Source organism: Metapseudomonas boanensis, from assembly GCF_042232855.1.
GTDB lineage: Bacteria > Pseudomonadota > Gammaproteobacteria > Pseudomonadales > Pseudomonadaceae > Metapseudomonas > Metapseudomonas boanensis.
Window position 1 is genome coordinate 556,185 of the sequence record NZ_CP113889.1, and the last position, 18,846, is coordinate 575,030.

16 protein-coding genes are annotated in these 18,846 nt (G+C 63.3%); 8 read left to right on the top strand and 8 right to left on the bottom strand.

Annotated elements, in window-relative coordinates:
• Positions 1-33: 33 nt before the first annotated feature.
• Entirely contained in the window at positions 34-1,197 is a 1,164-nt protein-coding gene (locus OXH74_RS02545) for a helix-turn-helix transcriptional regulator (RefSeq protein WP_375739952.1), read from the top strand.
• 200 nt (positions 1,198-1,397) lie between these two features.
• Positions 1,398-2,576 carry a helix-turn-helix transcriptional regulator gene (locus OXH74_RS02550; protein ID WP_375739953.1) on the top strand — a complete coding sequence of 393 codons (1,179 nt, stop codon included), beginning with the start codon at positions 1,398-1,400 and terminating at the stop codon, positions 2,574-2,576.
• A 109-nt stretch (positions 2,577-2,685) separates the two neighbouring features.
• Here OXH74_RS02550 and OXH74_RS02555 read toward each other — a convergent pair whose 3' ends face one another.
• The 6 genes from OXH74_RS02555 to OXH74_RS02580 form a co-directional block, all read right to left on the bottom strand.
• Positions 2,686-4,263 (bottom strand): FadD3 family acyl-CoA ligase, encoded by a 1,578-nt coding sequence (locus OXH74_RS02555; protein WP_375739954.1) that lies wholly within the window; start codon positions 4,261-4,263, stop codon positions 2,686-2,688.
• Positions 4,264-4,327: 64 nt separating this feature from the next.
• Complete coding sequence (locus OXH74_RS02560; protein ID WP_375739955.1) at positions 4,328-5,101, bottom strand: SDR family NAD(P)-dependent oxidoreductase; 774 nt, start codon at positions 5,099-5,101, stop codon at positions 4,328-4,330.
• A 190-nt stretch (positions 5,102-5,291) separates the two neighbouring features.
• On the bottom strand, positions 5,292-6,365 hold the full coding sequence (locus OXH74_RS02565; RefSeq protein ID WP_375739956.1) for a 2Fe-2S iron-sulfur cluster-binding protein: 1,074 nt from the start codon (positions 6,363-6,365) through the stop codon (positions 5,292-5,294).
• A gap of 13 nt (positions 6,366-6,378) precedes the next feature.
• The gene (locus tag OXH74_RS02570; protein WP_375739957.1) at positions 6,379-7,134 is read right to left on the bottom strand and encodes a glucose 1-dehydrogenase; all 756 of its coding nucleotides are present in this window, start codon (positions 7,132-7,134) and stop codon (positions 6,379-6,381) included.
• A complete protein-coding gene (locus tag OXH74_RS02575; RefSeq protein ID WP_375739958.1) occupies positions 7,131-8,807 on the bottom strand; it encodes an FAD-binding protein in 1,677 nt (558 codons plus the stop codon). Before OXH74_RS02575 ends, OXH74_RS02570 begins: the two co-directional genes overlap by 4 nt.
• Before the next feature lie 9 nt (positions 8,808-8,816).
• On the bottom strand, positions 8,817-9,329 hold the full coding sequence (locus OXH74_RS02580; RefSeq protein ID WP_215372691.1) for a flavin reductase family protein: 513 nt from the start codon (positions 9,327-9,329) through the stop codon (positions 8,817-8,819).
• Positions 9,330-9,661: 332 nt separating this feature from the next.
• Here OXH74_RS02580 and OXH74_RS02585 point away from each other — a divergent pair, with 332 nt between their 5' ends.
• Positions 9,662-10,846: a flavin-dependent monooxygenase gene (locus tag OXH74_RS02585; protein ID WP_215372693.1), complete on the top strand. Its 1,185-nt coding sequence runs from the start codon at positions 9,662-9,664 to the stop codon at positions 10,844-10,846.
• A gap of 273 nt (positions 10,847-11,119) precedes the next feature.
• Entirely contained in the window at positions 11,120-12,253 is a 1,134-nt protein-coding gene (locus OXH74_RS02590; RefSeq protein WP_375739959.1) for an LLM class flavin-dependent oxidoreductase, read from the top strand.
• 302 nt (positions 12,254-12,555) lie between these two features.
• Here OXH74_RS02590 and fusA read toward each other — a convergent pair whose 3' ends face one another.
• Positions 12,556-14,658 carry an elongation factor G gene (gene fusA / locus OXH74_RS02595; RefSeq protein ID WP_375739960.1) on the bottom strand — a complete coding sequence of 701 codons (2,103 nt, stop codon included), beginning with the start codon at positions 14,656-14,658 and terminating at the stop codon, positions 12,556-12,558.
• Between the two features lie 389 nt (positions 14,659-15,047).
• Between fusA and OXH74_RS02600 the strand changes: the two genes are divergently transcribed.
• On the top strand, positions 15,048-15,764 hold the full coding sequence (locus tag OXH74_RS02600) for an EthD domain-containing protein (RefSeq protein ID WP_375739961.1): 717 nt from the start codon (positions 15,048-15,050) through the stop codon (positions 15,762-15,764).
• A gap of 71 nt (positions 15,765-15,835) precedes the next feature.
• On the opposite strand, the gene OXH74_RS02605 is transcribed toward OXH74_RS02600, so the two are convergent.
• On the bottom strand, positions 15,836-16,126 hold the full coding sequence (locus tag OXH74_RS02605; protein ID WP_375739962.1) for a GYD domain-containing protein: 291 nt from the start codon (positions 16,124-16,126) through the stop codon (positions 15,836-15,838).
• A gap of 280 nt (positions 16,127-16,406) precedes the next feature.
• On the opposite strand from OXH74_RS02605, the gene OXH74_RS02610 reads away from it, so the two are divergent.
• The 3 genes from OXH74_RS02610 to OXH74_RS02620 all read left to right on the top strand — a co-directional run bounded on the left by OXH74_RS02610 (position 16,407) and on the right by OXH74_RS02620 (position 18,353).
• On the top strand, positions 16,407-17,060 hold the full coding sequence (locus tag OXH74_RS02610) for a peroxiredoxin (protein WP_375739963.1): 654 nt from the start codon (positions 16,407-16,409) through the stop codon (positions 17,058-17,060).
• A gap of 61 nt (positions 17,061-17,121) precedes the next feature.
• Positions 17,122-17,874 (top strand): Mut7-C RNAse domain-containing protein, encoded by a 753-nt coding sequence (locus OXH74_RS02615; RefSeq protein WP_375741708.1) that lies wholly within the window; start codon positions 17,122-17,124, stop codon positions 17,872-17,874.
• Between the two features lie 254 nt (positions 17,875-18,128).
• The gene (locus OXH74_RS02620; protein WP_375739964.1) at positions 18,129-18,353 is read left to right on the top strand and encodes a VF530 family DNA-binding protein; all 225 of its coding nucleotides are present in this window, start codon (positions 18,129-18,131) and stop codon (positions 18,351-18,353) included.
• The last annotated feature ends 493 nt before the right edge of the window (positions 18,354-18,846 follow it).

Below are 18,846 nucleotides of genomic sequence, written 5' to 3' on the forward strand. Positions count from 1 at the left end.
TCCAGCCCGACAACCACAACTAGAGAGGCGAGGATGCACGACCTTCGACACGCCCATGAACTCGCGGGCATTAGTGGCCCGGATCTTAGCGAACTGCTGGCACTGACCTACCGGGGTCCGCTGGAACCTACCCCCTGGGCCAGCCTGCTGGAGGCGCTGCGCCAACGCATCGGCGCGAGCTTCCTCACCCTGGTGCTGCGCAACCCTGCCCATGAGCGGCCGGGGCTGATCGTCAACGCCTCGATCCATGGCCCGCACCTACCGGGCGAACCCTCCTATAGCGAGCACTACTACTCGATCTGCCCCTTTCTGAACTGGCCCGCCGACCAGGTGGTCAGCGCCGACGAAGTGATGGGCGCCGAGCATTGGCTGGCCCATGACTTTTACCTGGCTTACCTACGCCCGCTCGACCTGCGCTATGTGCTGGTAGCCAATATGCGCACGGTGGCCGGCATGCACTGCGCCCTGTTCGCCTGCCGAGGGCACGCCGACCAGGACTTCACCGCTGCGGAAATGGCCCTGGTGCGCCTGTTGCTGCCGCACCTGCAGCAAGCTGTGGACTTGCACTCGACCGTCGATCAGCTGGATTCCGAGCGCCTGCTCTACGCCGCCACCATCGATCGCCTGCTGGTGGGCACGGCGATCCTCGACGAGGCCGGCAAGGTGATGCGCAGCAACCAGGCGGCGCAGCGCCTGTTCGCCGCCCGCGATGGCCTCGAATGCCGGCAGGACAAGCTCTACGCCTTTGCCGGCCAGGACAACCGCAACCTGCAACGGGCGATCATGATCGTGCTGCAACACCACCAGCACGGCAAAGACGACTGCATCGAGGTGCTGACCCTGGCACGCCCCACGGGGGAAGTGCCGCTCAATGTGCTCTTGCGCCCCATCGCCTTGAACTACGAGGGTCAGGGCATCGATCGGCGACCCGCGGTCGCTGTGTTCATCCGCGACCCAAGCGACTCGCCGCAAGCTTCGCGTCGCCTGCTTCGCAGCCTGTTCCAACTGACCCGCACAGAAACCGAGGTAGCGATGCTGATGATGGATGGCCTGACCCTCGACGAAAGCGCCGAGCGCCTGGGTGTGTCGCGTAATACCGTGCGCGCGCATCTGCGCGGCGTGTTCGCCAAGACCGGCGCCACCCGCCAGGCGCAACTGGTGAAGACCTTGCTGAACAGCGTGGCTTCATTGGCTTGAACGATCTATGTGCGGTAATCGATTCCAACTGTGCAGTTGGTCTGCAGGTGGCTGCCGCCCAGGCGACCCCGTGCTAAAAAAGCCTCGTCCATCCGAGGGATGCACTGGCGAGCCATCCAGGCGACCCTCCGCCCCAAACCAGCCGGTGCTGCGTAGGGTGGACGATGACTTTCGCTACGCCCCAGGGGTGAATAACAACTATGAATGCATCCGAACTCTCGCTGGATGAACTCAGTGAACTCATTGAGCAGATCTACGAAGGCGCCAGCGAAGAGGTGCCCTGGCAACGCAGCCTCGAGCAGTTGCGTACTGCGCTCCAGGCCAACTACGTCACCTTGATCCTGCGCCCTAGCGCGCCGGGCGACCCCGGCTTCATGGTCAACGCGGGGCCCGTCGAGACCTGGGCGATATCCGCCTACAGCGAAACCTACTATGCCCTTGACCCCTTCATCGGACTGCCGTCCGGAGAGGTCCATACGATCGCTGAGCTGCTGGGCGAAGAGCGCTGGCTCGAATCGGCCTTCTACCAGCAGTTCAATGCACCGCTGGACGTGTTCCACGTCATGGGCGCCGACCTGCATACCACAGACGGCATCGAGTGCCGGCTGCGTGTCTGTCGTCCACACGGGGCACCCGGGTTCAACGCAGCGGACAAGGCCTTCTGTGCACGCTTGCTGCCCCATCTGCGACGGGCCGTGAACCTCCACGGCCAGCTCAAGCGCAGCGAAGTCGAGCGCCAGCTCTACGCCTCCGCTGTCGAGCGCATGCAGATCGGCACGGTGATCCTCGATAACAACCTGAAGGTGTTGGAAACCAACCAGGCGGCCAAAGAGCTGCTGGCCGAGAACGACGGCCTGAGCCTGTTCAACGAAGGCCTCAGCGCGGCCTACCGGCGCGACAACCAGGCCTTGCAGCGTTTGATCAAGCAGGCGCAGGAGGAGCGCCTGAAACAGGGCCCGCAAATTGCCGAGGCCATCACCTTGCAGCGCCCATCCGGCCGCAGCAGCCTGGGCGTGGTGGTGCAGAGCCTGCCTAGTCAGGAAAGCCTGGAAGGCAAGCAACCCGCCGTGGCGGTCTTCCTGCGCGCCCCGGAGCGCAGGGCTTCCGTACAGCAGCAGCCGCTGCGCCAACTGTTCGGCTTCACCCCCGCAGAAGCCGCACTGGCGATCCAGCTGGCCCATGGCAACTCGCTGGATGAAGCCGGCGCACAGCTGAACATCCGGCGAAACACGGTGAAGGCGCACCTGCGCTCGATCTTTTCCAAGGCTGGCGTCACCCGCCAGAGCGAGCTGGCTTATGTCCTTCACAGCAGTGTGGCGGTTCTGGGTGGCCGCGCCGATGGTGAACGAGACACAGCCAGTAGGATGGGTGGAGCGTAGCGATACCCATCGCCATTGTTGGGTTTCGTACCTCAAGCCATCCTACGACCCTGGCAGACGACCGACCCCAGCCGATAGAACCTTGGTGCGCGAGGCGCACCCTACAGGGTTACGAAGCGGCTTCCGTCAGCTTGCGCAATGCATCCTTGGTCACCTTGCCGGCAGCATTGAGCGGCATGGCCTCCAGCAGCAGCGCGCGGCGCGGCACCTTGTAGTTGGCCATCTGCTCGCGGCACCAGGTGAGGAACGCCTGAGTGTCTACGTGCTGACCCGCGGCGGGTAGGAGGAAGGCCATGGCCACTTCACCCAGGCGCTCGTCGGGGATGCCGATCACGGCGGCTTGCGCCACGCCCGGATAACGCAGGATGACTTGTTCGATCTCCGCCGGGTATACGTTGAAACCGCCGGTGATGAACATGTCCTTGAGGCGATCGGTGATGCGCAGGTAGCCCTGTTCATCCAGCACGCCGACGTCGCCCGTGTGCAGCCAGCCCTCGGCGTCGATGGCTTCAGCGGTCGCTTCGGGATTATTGAAGTAACCACGCATCAGGTTGTAGCCGCGCACCTGGATTTCACCCGCCACACCCGGAGGCACTGGCTGGCCGTTACCGTCCACACAGCGCACTTCCACATCAGGGAAGGCGCGACCCGAGGTGTTGGCCACCAATTCCGGGGAATCGCCCGGACGACAGATGGTGACGAAGCCGCAGGCCTCGGTCAGGCCGTAGGCGGTGACGATAGTCTCGAAACCCAGTTCGCTGCGCATGCGCCGGACCATTTCGACCGGCACCGAAGCGGCGCCGGTCACCGCCACACGCAGGCTCCCGAGGTCGTAATCCTGGCGGTTCGGATGGCTGAGGATCGACTGGTACAGCGTCGGCGGGCCAGGTAGCACGGTGATGCGCTCGCGGGCGATACGCTCGAGCATCACAGGTACATCGAACACCTGCTGCGGCAGGATGCAGCAACCGCGCATCAGCGCCGCCAGCCAACCGGCCTTGTAGCCGAAGCTGTGGAAAAACGGGTTGACGATCAGGTAGCGATCGCCCTGGCGCAGGCCGACCATCGCGCTCCAGTCACGGACGATCTGCAGGTTCTGACCGTGGGCGGTCATCACGCCCTTGGGTTTGCCGGTGGTGCCGGAGGTGAACAGCAGATCGGACAGGCTGTGCTCGTCCACCTCCACTTCACGCACATCCAGTTCCGCCGGCGACACTCCGTCACCCAGCGTGAGGAAGGTCTCCCAACCCAGGCAACCCTCGACTTCGCTGCGCAGGCTGATGCGATGTTGCAGCTCGGGCAATAGCTCGTCCGCCAGCAGCGCGGGGTAGCTGGTGCCGAGGAACTCGCCGATCAGGAACAGCGCGCGAGCGCCGCTCTCACGCAGGATGAACCCGGCTTCGGCCCCCTTCATCCGCGTATTCAGCGGCACCAGCACCGCCCCCACGCTCTGCAGGGCGATGGCCGCGACTATCCACTCGTGGATGTTCGGCGCCCAGATCGCCACGCGATCACCCGCCTTGACCTCCAGGGCCAACAAGGCGCGCGCGGCCTGGCGACGCAACTGGTCGAGTCGGTGGTAACTGAGGCGGCTGTTTTCCTCCTCGATGGCCATCGACTCACCGTAGTGCGTCGCAGCGGCGGCCAGCAATTGCGGGATGGTCAGGGCTGATTCCAGGCTGGACATGAAGAATTTCTCGCGGAAACGGAAAACCGGGGCCGGGCAGGCCCCGGCCCGTTGCAATCAACGATCAGAGTTTCGGCGGCGCGAAACGGCGGCCAGCGGAGAAGCCGCCGTCAACGCAGATCATCTGGCCGCTGACGAAGGAGGCTTCGTCGGAAGCGAGGAACAAGGCCACGTTGGCGACCTCCTCCGGCTGCCCCGCGCGGCTGAGCATGTGCTGCGAGGCGAAGAAGGCGTAGAACTCCTGCTGGTCCTTGATCATCTTCGTCATGGGCGTGTCGATCATGCCGGGGCAGAGGCCGTTGACGCGGACGTTGGCATAGCCGTAATCGATAGCCATGGAGCGGGTCAGCTGGCTGATGCCGCCTTTGGAGACGTTGTACGCCGAGTTGTCGCCGCAACCCTGCTCACCGAAGATCGAACCGATGTTGATGATCGAGCCGCTGCGCTGGGCCAGCATCGGTGGCAGGGCGTGCTTGCTGGTGAGCATGCTGCCGGTGAGGTTGATGTCCAGTACACGGCGCCATTCCTCGGTGCTGCTGTCAGTGATGCTGCCGATGCTGCTCACGCCTGCGGCGTTGACCAGGACATCGATGCGGCCGAAGCGGCTGATCACCTCCTGCATCACACGTTCGACATTGGCCTCGTCACGCACATCCAGCGACATGAACAACGGCGCCGGCTGCAGGCCCTCGAGACTGGCAATGACGTCAGCACGCGGCTCACCAACATCCAGCCCGATCACCTGTGCGCCTTCGGTGGCGAAGCGACGCACACAAGCCAGACCAATACCCGAAGCACCACCGGTGACGACCGCAATTTTGTTGGGCAGACGAGCCATGGAGAGAACCTCTCTAGTTGTTCTTGGAGTGGGGGTTTCAGCGGAGTGTACCTAACCCGAATGGGTGAGATGATCGTCCGTTGGGACTACGCGCAGGCTGCCGACCGCACAAAAAAATACCCGGCCGAAGCCGGGTATAAAGGCACAGACATACACGCTCAGTGCAGCCCAAAGGGGCAGCAGCTCCCAGTCAATCCGGGAACTTCAGTTTCAGCCGGGCCGAGGCCGGACGGCCTTGGCAGGCCAGGGTCCAACCCTCGGCGATTTCCGCCGGGCTGAGAATATCGTTGCGAGAAAGGCGCACCTCGCCCTCCTCCACCTTGCACATGCAGGCGCCGCAGAAGCCTTCCTCGCAGGAATATGGCGCGTCCAGGCCAGCGCTACGCATGCTCTGCAGCAGTGTTTCGCCAGGCTGCCAGCTGACTTCATGCTGCTGCCCATCCAGTTCGACGAAGACGCTCTCGACCGCAGCGGCATCCGTATCGACGGGTTCCACCTCGGCCACGACCTGGTCCGGATCGGGCGGCGAGACGAAGCGCTCCACATGGATGCGAGCAGTGTCTTCGCCAGCAGCCAGGAGGGCCTTTTCCACGGTGTCCATGAAAGGCCCCGGACCGCAGATGTAGAACTCCGCGCCGGCATGCCCGCGCACAAGCTGGCGCACTTCACCTTCGCTCAAGAAGCCCTGTACCGAGTCCAGCACGTGCACCACTTCCAAGCGCTCGGTGTTGGCCTTGGCGATGGCGCGCAGCTCGTCGCGGAAGATCACCGACGCCTCGTCGCGGTTGGCATACACCAACTTGATGCGCCGCTGGCTGGTCTTGAGTGCCGACTTGAGGATGGAGAACACCGGGGTGATTCCCGAGCCGCCACCGAACAGCACCAGGTCATGTTCGCCGGGCCGCAGATGGAAGTGCCCTGCCGGTGGCAGCACATCCAGCAGGTCGCCCGCACTCACCTGATCGTTGAACCAGTTGGACACCCGCCCACCGTCCACCCGCTTGATGGTGACCTTGGGCAAGGCGTCGCAGTCCGGCGAGCTGGACATCGAATAGCAGCGGGTCAGTCGCTTACCCCCGATATCCACGCGAAAGCTGAGAAACTGCCCCGCCTTGTAGCGGAATCGCTCTTCCTGCCCCGACGGGATACGCAGCACCAGCGAGCGGCTGTCATGGGTCTCGTTGATCACCTCGGCCACTTCCAGCCGGAAACCACCGGACTGCTGGGGCTCCATCGTCATTGCCAGTTGCTCGGCGCTACCCATGCTTCGATCCCCATCAAATCCCGCTGATCAACTGCGCATTGTCGATGCGCATTTCCGCACCGCTGACGAAGCGCGACTCGTCCGATGCCAGGAACAGCACCAGGTTGGCGATGTCACGCGGGTCGCACATGCGATTCATCGGGTCCTTGTCCAACTCCTCCTGCGGAATCGGTTTCACACCGCCAATGGCCTGGGTCATCGGGGTATTGATGCCGTCCGGATGAACGCTGTTGCAGCGGATGCGATAGCCCTGATGCTTGCAGTGCAGCGCCACGGCGCGTGTCAACGCTGCCACCGCGCCCTTGGAGGCGGAGTAGGCGCAGAACATCGGCATGCCGGCCAATGCCGCCACCGAGGACATGTTGATGATGGAGCCACCGCCGCTGTCTTTCATCGCCGGAATGGCGTATTTGCAGCCGAGGAAGTAGCCATCGCTGTTGACCCGCTGGATCTTCTGCCACAGCTCCAGGCTGGTGTCCTCGATGCTGCCAACGGCGAGAATGCCGGCGTTGTTCACCAGCACGTCGAGACGGCCGAAGGTTTCCAGGGTGGTCTTGATGACGTTCTGCCAGTCCGCCTCGCTGGAAATGTCGTGGCGGATGAACAGCGCATTGGCGCCAATCTCGGCGGCAACCTGGCGACCGGCTTCATCGTTGAGGTCGGTGAGCACCACCTTGGCGCCCTCGCGGGCCAGCAGCAGCGCGTCCTCACGGCCCACCCCGCTGGCAGCGCCGGTGACGATGCAGACTTTGCCTTCGACTCGATTCATCGTTGTGCTCCTTGGGCCGCCTGGGCGGCACGGACGAGGCTTGCCACATGGGCACCGACACGGCGCCCGGAGTGGACGCAGTCGGCCAGCGACAAGCCGGATACATAGAAATTGGAAGCGACGCCCACCGCATTGCGGCCGGCGCTGTAGAGACCGGGGATCGGTTGACTGGCGTCATCCAGCACCTGGCCACTCTGTTCGCACACGCGCAGGCCGCCGAGGGTGATCACCGGGCACGGATACAGCTTGCTGTCGAACGACAGGTCCAGTGCATACCAGGGCCCGCGTTCCAGAGAGGCGAGAAAGCCACGTGACTTGCCCCAGGCGTCTTCACGCTCGCCACGGGCGGCGGCGTTATAGGCCACCAGCGTCTGCTCCAGCGCGGCACGCGGCAGGCCGGTGCGTTCTGCAAGTTGGCTCAGGGTGTTGCCACGGCGGGCGTTGAACAGCAGGTTGAGCAATGCTGGCAGGCGCTGAAACGACCAGACCTTGCCCGGCCCGATCTGCACCAAGGCTTCCTTGAACAATGCACGGTTGATGATGAGGATCGCTCGACCACCCTGCTCTTCCACCATCGCGTGGCCCAGCTTGGCGCCGTAGACTTCTTCGTTGCAGTAGCGCTGTCCGGCGGCGTTGACGACCACCCCGCGGGCCCAGGCCAGCGGCGGATTGATGAAGCGCCAGGCGCTGACCTTTTCCATGCGGTCCATCGCGCCACCGGAGCTGTGGCCCAGGCGGATGCCGCTACCATCGCAACCGCTGGTGCCCAGCGGCAGGCCGTCGAGATAGCGCGGTGCATGCACCGTGACCATCGCCCGGTTGAACACGAAACCGCCAGCTGAGAGCAGCACGCCATGGCCCGCACGAATCAGGCGTCGCTCGGCATGTTCCAGCTCCAACACACGCACCTTGCGGCGCAGGCGTTCGGCCAGTGCCGGAGCGTAGGGATGCACCGCATCGGTCCAACGCGCCAAGCGTGCATGGCGCTTGGCTGCACGGCTACCGGCCGGGAGCTGCCAGGCTTCTACGCCAACCACGCGACCACTGCCGTCCACCACCAGACGGCGCACTTCGCAGCGAGTGCGCAAGCGCACACCCTGGCGCAGCGCGCTGGCCTTGAGCGGAGCGTAGAGGTTGCGGCCAGACATGCCGCTACCCAGCGCACGGTGCCCGCGAGGTGCCGGCTTGGCTTGGCTGGCAAAGCTGGGCACAGTCTCGTTGCCGGAGTAATAGAGGTAATACTGGTCGCTGGGATAGGAGGTTTTCACCGGCGGCACGCTGCCCTCGAAGGCTGCGCCCTGGCGCTCCAACCAAGCAAGGTGATCACGACTACGCTCGCAGAACTCGCGCAAGGCTTCGGCGGAGACGGCATCACCGACTTCCTGCTGAAGGTAGTCGAACATCGCCTGGGGCGAATCCTCGACGCCGGCATCGGCCTGCTGCGGCGTACCACCGCCGGCATAGACCACACCGCCGCTGCGCGCGGTGGCGCCGCCACCCGCAAAGCGCTCGAGCGCCAGCACTGACAGCCCCTGGCCACGGGCCTCAAGGGCCGCACAGACACCCGAGCCTCCGAAACCGACGACCAGCAAGTCGGCGCTGTCGTCCCACTTCACCTGCCTGGCATCGGCGACTCGCAAAGGCGCGTTCGGATGCTGCTCCATCGCCGTCATGACCCGTTCTCAGCCGACAGCCGCCAGCGAAGGCGCCGGTGCGGTGGTGGTGTAGGTGCCGTCGAGGTACACCAGCGGACTGATACGCGTGCTGTTGTGAATCTGCTGGATGCGACCGATGAAGATGGTATGGGTGCCGTAGCTGAACTTGCCGTCCTGGCGGCAGAGGATCGCTGACTGGGCGTCACCGAGGTACGGGATACCGTCGACGCTGTTGCGCCAGTCGCCGCGCTGAAAACGCGCCTCGCCCTTAACCGGGCCGCTGCACAGGTGCGACAGCTCCTCCTGCTCATGACCGAGGATGTTCACGCAGAAATCCGCACCGGCATCCAGCACGGCATGCAGGGAGGCGGTCTTGTTCACACAGATGAGCAACGATGGCGGCTCGGTGGACAGCGAGTCCACGGCCGTGGCGGACATGGCGAAACGCTCCTGCCCGTTGCTGGTGGTGATAATGGTCACGGACTTGGCCAGACGACGCATCGCCTGGAGCATTTCGCTTTTCAGATCGGCCTGGCTCATCGCACTGCCCTCTTGTTGTTCTGGACGAGGTTCGTGGAGCCGATTCTTGCGAAGGTACCTGGGCGCAACATCGTCCGAGGGGACTAGTCCCGCGCGGGTTGCAGCGTTGACACATGTGGGGGCGAATTCATTCGCAAAGCAGGCCAGCGGCCTGCCTTGGAACTTCCGCGGGGCCGCTGCGCGACCCTTTGCGAATGAATTCGCCCCCACAGAAGAGCAGTCCTCATATAGAGCGCACTCGCATATGGTCCGTTTGAGGGATGTCCGTCTTGTTGCCTGTTGTTTGAATGCCTCGCGATGGGTGGAAAAGCCTTCAACAGGAGAACAACAACATGCTCGACCACGACTTGATTCGTCAGCGCCTCAAGCAACGTGCCCGTGAACTGGTCCCGGTGCTGCGCGAACGCGCGCCCCTGGCCGCACAGAATGGCCAACTGCCCGAAGAAACGATCCGCGACTTCCAGGAAGCCGGCTTCTTCCGCATCCTCCAGCCTGCCCGCTGGGAAGGCTACGAGCTGGAGCCGAAGGACTTCTTCGAGGTGCAGATGACCCTCGCCGAAGGCTGCATGTCCTCCGCCTGGGTGCTGGGCGTGGTGGCGATCCACAACTGGCAGCTGGCGCTGTTCGACGACCGTGCTGCCCAGGATGTCTGGGGCCAGGACTCGAGCGTGCTGATTTCCTCTTCCTATATGCCGGTGGGCAAGGTCACCCGCGTCGACGGCGGGTTCCGCCTGAGCGGACGCTGGGGGTTCTCCTCCGGCAGCAAGCACTGCCAGTGGGCTTTCCTCGGTGCCGTGGTGCCACCAGAGAAGGAAGGCGATGCGCCGGACTACCGCACCTTCCTGGTGCCGCGTCACGACTACAGCATCATCGACAACTGGAATGTGATGGGGCTGGAAGCCACTGGATCCCACGACGTGCTGGTGGAAGATGTATTCGTTCCCGAGTACCGCACCCACCGGTCCCTCGACGGTTTCATGCAGAACAGCCCTGGCAATGCGGTGAACACTTCGCCGTTGTTCCGCTTGCCGTTCGGGCAGATCTTCGTGCGTGCCGTATCCTCCTCCACCATCGGCGCGCTGCAAGGCGCCATTGACCTGTTCATCGAGGCCAACAAAGGCCGCGTGGGCGTCAACGATGGCCGCCGCATCATCCAGGACCCGGGCGCCCAGACCGCGCTGGCCAATGCCATGGTTACGGTGGACGAATGCCGTACGGTCCTGCTACGCAACTTCGAGATGATGATGCACCGCGCCAATGCCGGCGAGTCGCTGACCATGGCCGAGCGAGTGAAGATGCGCTACGACTCGGCCATCGTCCCGGACAAGTGCGCGCAGGCCGTCGAAGCGCTGATGTACAACAGCGGCGCCTCGACCATCTTCCGCACGCACGGCATCAATCGCGCGTTCCGAGATATCCACACAGGCCGTGCCCACGTGGCCAACTGCCCGGGCAAGTATGCCCTCAACCTCGGCGGCGTGAGCATGGGCCTGGACAGCACCGACTTCTTCCTTTGAGACGCTGACCGCCCCCCTGCCGCAAGGGCACCATTGGCCAGCAAGCTGGCTCGTACACAATGGTTTTCCCTTTGTGGGATCACGCCGCACCATCGACGACGCCCGCCTCTGCGCGGGCGTTTTCGTTGTTGCGAAAAGGCCATACGACGGGGCTTGCAGCCCATTCCAAGTAGTCTGTTTGGAGGATTCAGACACGTCGCCGATCACCCAACATGCGCGCAAGACCTGGGCAGTCCAGGTTCGACTGAATCCAGAACAAGAAGGACAACGCGCATGAAATTCTCCTTGATCTACGAGGCCCAGACGATCGACTCCAGCCGCGAAGGCGACCGTCGTATCTTCGACGAAACCGTCGAACAGGCCGTACTTGCCGACAAACTCGGCTTCGACACCTTCTGGTGCGTAGAACACACCGCCCTGACCAACTACTCCCACATGTCCGCACCGGAGACCATGCTGGCCTTCGTCGCCGGCAAGACCGACCGCATCGGCATCGGCCACGGTGTGGTCTGCCTGCCACCGGCGATGAACCACCCGGTGAAGGTGGCTGAGCGCATCGCCACCCTCGACCTGCTGTCCAAGGGCCGCGTGCACTTCGGCGTCGGCAAGGGCGGTACCCAGCAAGAGGCTGGCACCTTCGGTTATGACCTGGCCACCCTGCAGCCGCAGATCGACGAAGCCATGTACCTGATCCCGAAAATGTTCGTGCAGGACGAGATCGAGCATAACGGCGACTTCGTGAAGATCCCCAAGCGTCCGATCCATCCCAAGCCTTACCAGGATCCGCACCCGCCGATGTACCTGGCCTGCACCAACACCGAGTCGCTGAAGAACGCCGGTGGTCGCGGCATGGGCGCCCTGGTACTGGGCTTCGGTGGTCCGGAAGACATCGCCAAGAAGGTCGCCGTGTACCACGAGGCCTGGGACAACCGTGACGAGAACAAGCAGGTTGGCTTCCGCCCCAACCGCCACATCGCCGCCCTGTGCCCGGCCATCGTCCTCGACGACAACGAGCAGGCCCGCCAGATCGGCATCCGCGGCCAGCGCTACTTCATGGAATCCCTGGCCTACTGGTACGCCGGCGGTGAACGTCCTGACCCGGAGAAGTGGAAGGACGACACCTACGTCGACGGCAACGGCCAGGCGGTGATCAAGTCGCGCTTCGCTTCCGAGGAAGTCGCCGTGGACTTCTCCGACCCGACCATGGCGATGATGAACCCCAACCATGCCTACGGCACCGTGAAGGACTGCATCGGCTATGTGCAGCGCCTGATCGACGCCGGCGCCGACGAAATCCTCTTCATCTGCCAGATGGGCACCATCCCGCAGTGGGCCCAGCTGGAAACCCTGAAGAATATCGGCGAGCACGTGATTCCCTACTTCCGCAAACAGAACGGACTGGCCTGAGCAGCGGCGGTAAGGAATTGAAAACGGGCCTTCGGGCCCGTTTTCTTTTGGCTTCAGGCCCAGGGGCGAATTCAATCGGCAAGTTGGCCGCAGCCCTGCCGTAGGTTGGCGCCGAGCGAAGCGAGGCCCAACGGAGCCACGGTGGGCCTGGGATCATTGGGCTGCGCGTAGCTCAGCCCCAACCTACGGAGCCGGTCCGTGCGGAGTTTGACGTCCCTCACCCCCGGCACCGGCGAGTCAAAGCGGCGCCTACCCTGTGGGGATTTATTCGCAAAAGCAGGCTGCAGGCCGGCCCTCCGCTCTCAACTCGACCGCTTCACGATCGCCTCGGCAATGCTGGCCGGCGCTTCAGCGTAGCGGGCAAACTCCATGGAGAAGCTGGCCCGGCCCTGGGACATGGAGCGCACGTCGGTGGCGTAGCCGAACATCTCGCCCAGCGGCACTTCGGCGCGGATGATCTTGCCGGAGATGCCGTCGTCCATGCCGTGAATCAGCCCGCGCCGGCGATTGAGGTCACCCATGATGTCGCCCATGTATTCCTCAGGCGTCACCACTTCCAGCTTCATCACCGGCTCCAGCAGCACCGCACCGCCTTTCTGCGACAGCTGCTTGGTGGCCATGGAAGCGGCGATCTTGAAGGCCATCTCGCTGGAGTCCACATCATGGAACGAGCCATCGAAGACGGCGGCCTTGAGACCGAGCAGCGGGTAGCCGGCAACCACGCCATTTTTCATCTGCTCCTCGATACCCTTCTGGATAGCCGGGATGAACTCACGGGGAATCGCCCCGCCGACCACGTCGTTGGTAAACGCCAGGCCTTCCTGGCCCTCGTCCGCCGGGGCGAAGCGGATCCAGCAATGGCCGTATTGGCCGCGACCGCCGGACTGGCGGACGAACTTGCCTTCCAGTTCGCAGGTCTTGCGGATCGCCTCGCGGTAGGCCACTTGCGGCTTGCCGGTGTTGGCCTCGACGTTGAACTCACGGCGCATGCGGTCGACGATGATGTCCAGGTGCAACTCGCCCATGCCGGAGATGATCGTCTGCCCGGTTTCCTCGTCCGTCTTCACCCGGAATGAAGGGTCTTCCTGGGCCAGCTTGGCGAGGGCAATGCCCATTTTCTCCTGGTCGGCTTTGGTCTTGGGCTCGACGGCGATGGAGATCACCGGCTCGGGGAAGTCCATGCGTTCGAGGATGATCGGCTTGTTCAGGTCGCACATGGTGTCACCGGTGGTGACGTCTTTCATGCCGATCAGCGCGGCAATGTCTCCGGCGCGCACTTCCTTGATCTCGGCGCGGTGGTTGGCGTGCATCTGCACCATGCGGCCGACCCGCTCCTTCTTGCCCTTCACTGAATTGAGCACTGCATCCCCGGAGTTCAGAACCCCGGAGTAGACTCGGATGAACGTCAGGGTACCGACGAAGGGGTCGGTGGCGATCTTGAAGGCCAGTGCCGAAAAAGGCTCGTTGTCGTCCGCGTGGCGCTCGTCCTCGCGCTCGGGATCATCCGGGTGAGTGCCACGGATCGACGGAATTTCGGTGGGCGCCGGCAGCAGCTCGACCACAGCATCCAGCACCAGCGGCACGCCCTTGTTCTTGAAGGACGAACCGCACACGGCCGGCACGACCTCGCAGGACAGAGTACGAATGCGCAGCCCGGTCTTGATCTCCTCCTCGGACAACTCGCCTTCGTCGACGTATTTGTCCATCAGGTCTTCGCTGGCCTCGGCGGCAGCTTCGATCATGTTGTTGCGCCAACGACGGGCTTCCTCCAGCAACTCGCCGGGGATCTCCTCTTCACGGACGGTGGCGCCCTGGTCCGCATCGTTCCAGTAGATGGCCTTCATGCGGATCAGGTCGATCTGGCCCTGGAAGTCTTCCTCCTGGCCGATCGGCAACTGGATCGGCACGGGAGTGTGCCCGAGGCGCCGCTTGATCTGGTCGACCACGCGCAGGAAGTCCGCACCAGCCCGGTCCATCTTGTTCACGTAGGCGATGCGTGGCACGTGGTACTTGTCGGCCTGGCGCCACACCGTCTCGGACTGCGGCTCCACGCCATCTGCCCCACTGAACACCACCACCGCACCATCCAGCACGCGCAGGGAGCGCTCCACCTCGATGGTGAAGTCGACGTGACCAGGAGTGTCGATGATGTTGATGCGGTATTTGTCCAACTGCTTGCGCGAGCCAGTCCAGAAGGCCGTAGTGGCCGCCGAGGTGATGGTGATGCCGCGCTCCTGTTCCTGCACCATCCAGTCCATGGTCGCGGCGCCATCGTGCACCTCGCCCATCTTGTGGTTCACGCCGGTGTAATAGAGCACCCGCTCGGTGGTGGTCGTCTTGCCGGCGTCCACATGGGCCACGATGCCGATGTTTCGGTAATGGCTGATAGGCGTTGTGCGGGACATGGCGTTCACCTCCGTGCGGGTTCATGGAATGGGGCAAACCTGTAGCGGCAGGTCACAGCTCTCCCAACGGGGCCGGACAGGCTTCGCGGGGAAACGGCGGATTCGTCGGAAGCGGCAGCGGCTGCTGGAACACCGGTCAGCCTCGGCCGGTGGGTCTTGCCCACGGGGCGCACGCAGCCCCCTGGCCGGCGCACCTTTTCATTAACGCTAGCACCGCCTGCACAAATCGACCGCACGAGAGCCAGCCGCTCATCCGGTGCCCGGTTGGCAGGTCGTTAGTCTGATCAGACGATGTATCGCAGCGCCGCCCGGAGCAAGGTCTGCGGGCCTGAGCGCGCCTGTGCGCCGGCAGCCCGATCACAACAACAGCCGAACGAGGGCCCCTGACAGTGGAAAAAATCATCTACACCCTTTGGCGCTACCAGCAGACCAGCCGCGAGGCATTCTCCGAGAGCCTGCGTGGTGAGATAGCGGAACAACTTTTCAGCCTGGGCGGACGCGGCCTGCAGGTGAACCTGGCGGATGCCGATGTGGACCCTGCCGCTGGCCTGCGCCAGGAAAACAACCGCCCGCTGCCGGACGCCACCCTGTCGCTCTGGGTCGACAGCGCCAATGACGAGGTACGCAAACCCTTCGACCAGATCCTGGCTGGCGTCACCAGCCGCCTGGCGGCCTACCTGGTGACCGAGTCGGTGGCGATTCGCAACACCCGCTTCCCGACTACGCCCGGCCAGCGCACCCACGGTTTCGCCCAGATCGCCTTCCTCACCTGCCCACCGCGCCTCACTCGCGACGCCTGGCTGGATATCTGGCGCGGCCATCACACTCGCGTGGCCATCGATACCCAAGACAACTTTGCCTACGTGCAGAACCTGGTGGTACGCCGCCTGACCCATGGCGCGGCCCAGCTGGATGCAATCGTCGAAGAATGCTTCCCGCCAGCCGCCATGACCGATCCGATGGCGTTCTTCGACGCGGTCGGTGACGAGGAGAAGTTCCAGAAAAACCTGGCCGCCATGATGGACAGCTGCAACCGCTTCATCGACTTCGACAAGATCGATGTGCTGCAAACCAGCCAGTACGTGCTGAAGACCGCTTCGGCCTGATACAAGCCCCGCGCAAGTTGGCCGGGGGTGTTGCGTGACTCGCGACACCCCCGGCCCGCAAATGCCCGGGGTCAGGTGATACTGCTCAGAAAACCGCGGAACTCCTGCTCCGAATATCCGCGCAACGTCTGAGTCCTGACGTTACCCAGCGAAGCTGTTTTCAGGAGCAAGGTAACGGCAGCCTCCTCTGGCCCCTCGACGATCAACACGAGATCATAATTGCCGACGGTCCAGTAAACCGCCTTCACGGAAATGCCCATCTGTTCAGCCATTGCCTTGAACGCTGCGGCACGGTCCGGGGAACCCTTGACGTTGCGGATGCCCTGGTCGGTAAAACTCGCCAGCGTGATGAAAGTAGCCATGATTTCGCTCCTGTTCGGATTGCAGAGCGACGGTCCACGGTTCGGAGGCCACTTCAGGGAAGAAGGCCGCCACTCTTCCAGCTCTGCGAACCTCCATCGTGTAGGCATAGCAGCCCCGGAGCGAGACACATGACCACTGATCCCCTGGCAGCCGGGCAGGTTCGGGCCACGGACCTATACTTCTATCCCCGGCCGACCTACGGCGCATGCGCAGGCCTGGCCGCAACCGTGGCCGCCACAATGGCAGGCCCCCAGCCAGCCACCAGAATGGAGGTTGATCATGGCAATCCGCATTGGCGACGAAGCCCCCGACTTCACCGCCGAAAGCACTGAGGGAACCCTGCACTTCCACGAGTGGATCGGTGACAAGTGGGCCATTCTCTTTTCCCACCCGAAGGACTTCACCCCGGTCTGCACCACCGAACTGGGCTATATGGCCCGGCTCAAACCCGAATTCGACAAGCGCAATACCAAGGTAGTGGGACTCTCCATCGACCCGGTCAGCGACCACCGCAAGTGGATGGGGGACATAGAGGAAACCCAGGGTTGCGCGGTGAACTATCCGCTGATCGGCGATGAAAACCTGGTGGTGGCCAAGCTCTACGACATGATTCATCCCAACGCCAGCGCCGGCCCACGTACCGCCGTGGACAACGCCACGGTGCGCTCGGTGTTCATCATCGGCCCGGACAAGAAGGTCAAGGCCATGCTGGTCTACCCGATGAGCGCCGGGCGCAACTTCGACGAAGTGCTGCGTCTGCTTGATTCACTGCAACTGAATGCCAAGCACACCGTAGCCACCCCGGTGAACTGGCGACCGGGCGATGAGGTAATCATCCCCACCTCGGTGTCCGACGAAGACGCACACAAGAAATATCCACAGGGCTTCAAGACCCTCAAGCCCTACCTGCGCTACGTCGACCAGCCGGAGTAACGCCCATGCCCTCCTCCGCCTTCGGGCGGAGGAGCGAGTGCAACTGCCTATACTCTCCTGCATGGTCAGCGCGACATTCCGCTTCTATGAGGAGCTCAACGACTTCCTGCCCGCCGAACGGCGGCGGCAGGCCTTCACCTGCCCCTGTGCGCGGGCAGCCACGGTCAAGCACATGATCGAAGCCCTTGGCGTGCCCCACACCGAAGTGGAGCTGGTGCTGCTCAATGGCGAATCCGTAGGCTTCGAGCGGCTGATCCTCGATGGCGACCGAGTGGCCGTCTATCCCAAGTTCGAGACTCTGGACATCAGCCCGCTGCTCAAAGTCCGCTCCCAGCCGCTGCGGCTGCTGCGCTTCATCGCCGATGCCCACCTGGGCGGCCTGGCCAGCCTGTTGCGGATGAGCGGTTTCGATACCCTCTACGACAACACCTTCGAAGACAGTCAGATCGCCGAGATCGCTGCCCAGCAAGGGCGTATCGTGCTGACCCGGGACCGCGAGCTGCTCAAGCGCCGAATCATCAGCCACGGCTGCTACGTGCATGCCCTGAAACCCGCGCTGCAGCTACGCGAACTGTTCGAGCGACTGGACCTGGCCCGCAGCGCCAAGCCGTTCAGCCTCTGCCTGCACTGCAACCGGCCGCTCTCCGACATTGCCCCGGAACTGGCCCGACCAAGGGTGCCGCCCCGCGTAGGCGCGCTTTATTCGCGCTTCCTCATCTGCGTCAACTGCGACCGCCTGTACTGGGAAGGCTCTCATTGGCGCAGCATGTGCGACTTGCTCAAACCGCTCCTGGGCGGGGGCAACTCGGGCTGAGCAGCGCGTTCCCTTACCCACAAAGGCCGTGGATGAAGCTGTGGATAACCTGTAAGGCGATGGCCAAGAGCCACAGTCCGCGCGGGCTGACCTTGGATGGGTCAATTTATGAGCGATATCATGCAGTTACCCGGATAGCTTGGGCAGTGCATCCTATGTTCGAGAGCATGCCCGGCGGTAATTCGGGAATGGCCTTGCCGCGGTCGCTGCTCTAAGCTGCCGGCTTCCTTCCGAACCACTGATCAAGGCACGCCATGACCCAGACACCGAAAGACCCGCTGCATGGCGTCACGCTGGAAAAACTGCTCAACGAACTGGTAGCGCACTACGGCTGGGACGGGCTGGCCAAGCGCATCGATATCCGTTGTTTCAAAAGCGACCCCAGCATCAAGTCCAGCCTGGCCTTCCTGCGCAAGACGCCTTGGGCACGTGAAAAGGTCGAGGCCTTGTTCATCCAGTTGCGTCAGCGCCAGGGCTGATCCGCCGGCACTCAATGGCCGGACACAGGCACGGACAGATCTGTAGCAAGGACCTGGCTTGGCGTATTACCTGGTGGGTGCGAGCTCATTCGCCCCCACACACAACACCAACACATGCCAATTCGTCCCGCGAGTCCTGCAGCGCTTGACCGCGTTCACCTGATCAATAATCCGACGAAGATGGCTAATCGCCTTACCGCTGACATTTACCCTTCGCGTGTGCTGATCTTTAGTCATGTAATGACGATGTGCGCATTCTCGAAAAACGAGCTGCAGGACCGTAACCGTCAAGCTTGCGCTTGAGCAAGAAGCATCCATGATGCCGACCATTCATCGCATGCGGAAAGCGCAAAACTGCGAGGGGGGAGGTGGTTATGAAAGATGAAAGGCAAGAAGTGGAGACCTCGGGCATACCCTTCTGAACCGGCAGCCATCGGTAAAGAAAGACGTTCGTTTCTGAAACTCTCAGCGGCGGCAATCGCCGCTCCGTTGC

Coding starts and splice junctions, on each gene's coding strand:
- OXH74_RS02590 (WP_375739959.1), top strand. CDS start 11,120: ATGAAATTCTCCTTGATCTACGAGGCCCAGACGATCGACTCCAGCCGC.
- OXH74_RS02585 (WP_215372693.1), top strand. CDS start 9,662: ATGCTCGACCACGACTTGATTCGTCAGCGCCTCAAGCAACGTGCCCGT.
- OXH74_RS02560 (WP_375739955.1), bottom strand. CDS start 5,101: ATGGCTCGTCTGCCCAACAAAATTGCGGTCGTCACCGGTGGTGCTTCG.
- OXH74_RS02575 (WP_375739958.1), bottom strand. CDS start 8,807: ATGACGGCGATGGAGCAGCATCCGAACGCGCCTTTGCGAGTCGCCGAT.
- OXH74_RS02555 (WP_375739954.1), bottom strand. CDS start 4,263: ATGTCCAGCCTGGAATCAGCCCTGACCATCCCGCAATTGCTGGCCGCC.
- OXH74_RS02610 (WP_375739963.1), top strand. CDS start 16,407: ATGGCAATCCGCATTGGCGACGAAGCCCCCGACTTCACCGCCGAAAGC.
- OXH74_RS02545 (WP_375739952.1), top strand. CDS start 34: ATGCACGACCTTCGACACGCCCATGAACTCGCGGGCATTAGTGGCCCG.
- fusA (WP_375739960.1), bottom strand. CDS start 14,658: ATGTCCCGCACAACGCCTATCAGCCATTACCGAAACATCGGCATCGTG.
- OXH74_RS02580 (WP_215372691.1), bottom strand. CDS start 9,329: ATGAGCCAGGCCGATCTGAAAAGCGAAATGCTCCAGGCGATGCGTCGT.
- OXH74_RS02570 (WP_375739957.1), bottom strand. CDS start 7,134: ATGAATCGAGTCGAAGGCAAAGTCTGCATCGTCACCGGCGCTGCCAGC.
- OXH74_RS02550 (WP_375739953.1), top strand. CDS start 1,398: ATGAATGCATCCGAACTCTCGCTGGATGAACTCAGTGAACTCATTGAG.
- OXH74_RS02615 (WP_375741708.1), top strand. CDS start 17,122: ATGGTCAGCGCGACATTCCGCTTCTATGAGGAGCTCAACGACTTCCTG.
- OXH74_RS02565 (WP_375739956.1), bottom strand. CDS start 6,365: ATGGGTAGCGCCGAGCAACTGGCAATGACGATGGAGCCCCAGCAGTCC.
- OXH74_RS02620 (WP_375739964.1), top strand. CDS start 18,129: ATGACCCAGACACCGAAAGACCCGCTGCATGGCGTCACGCTGGAAAAA.
- OXH74_RS02605 (WP_375739962.1), bottom strand. CDS start 16,126: ATGGCTACTTTCATCACGCTGGCGAGTTTTACCGACCAGGGCATCCGC.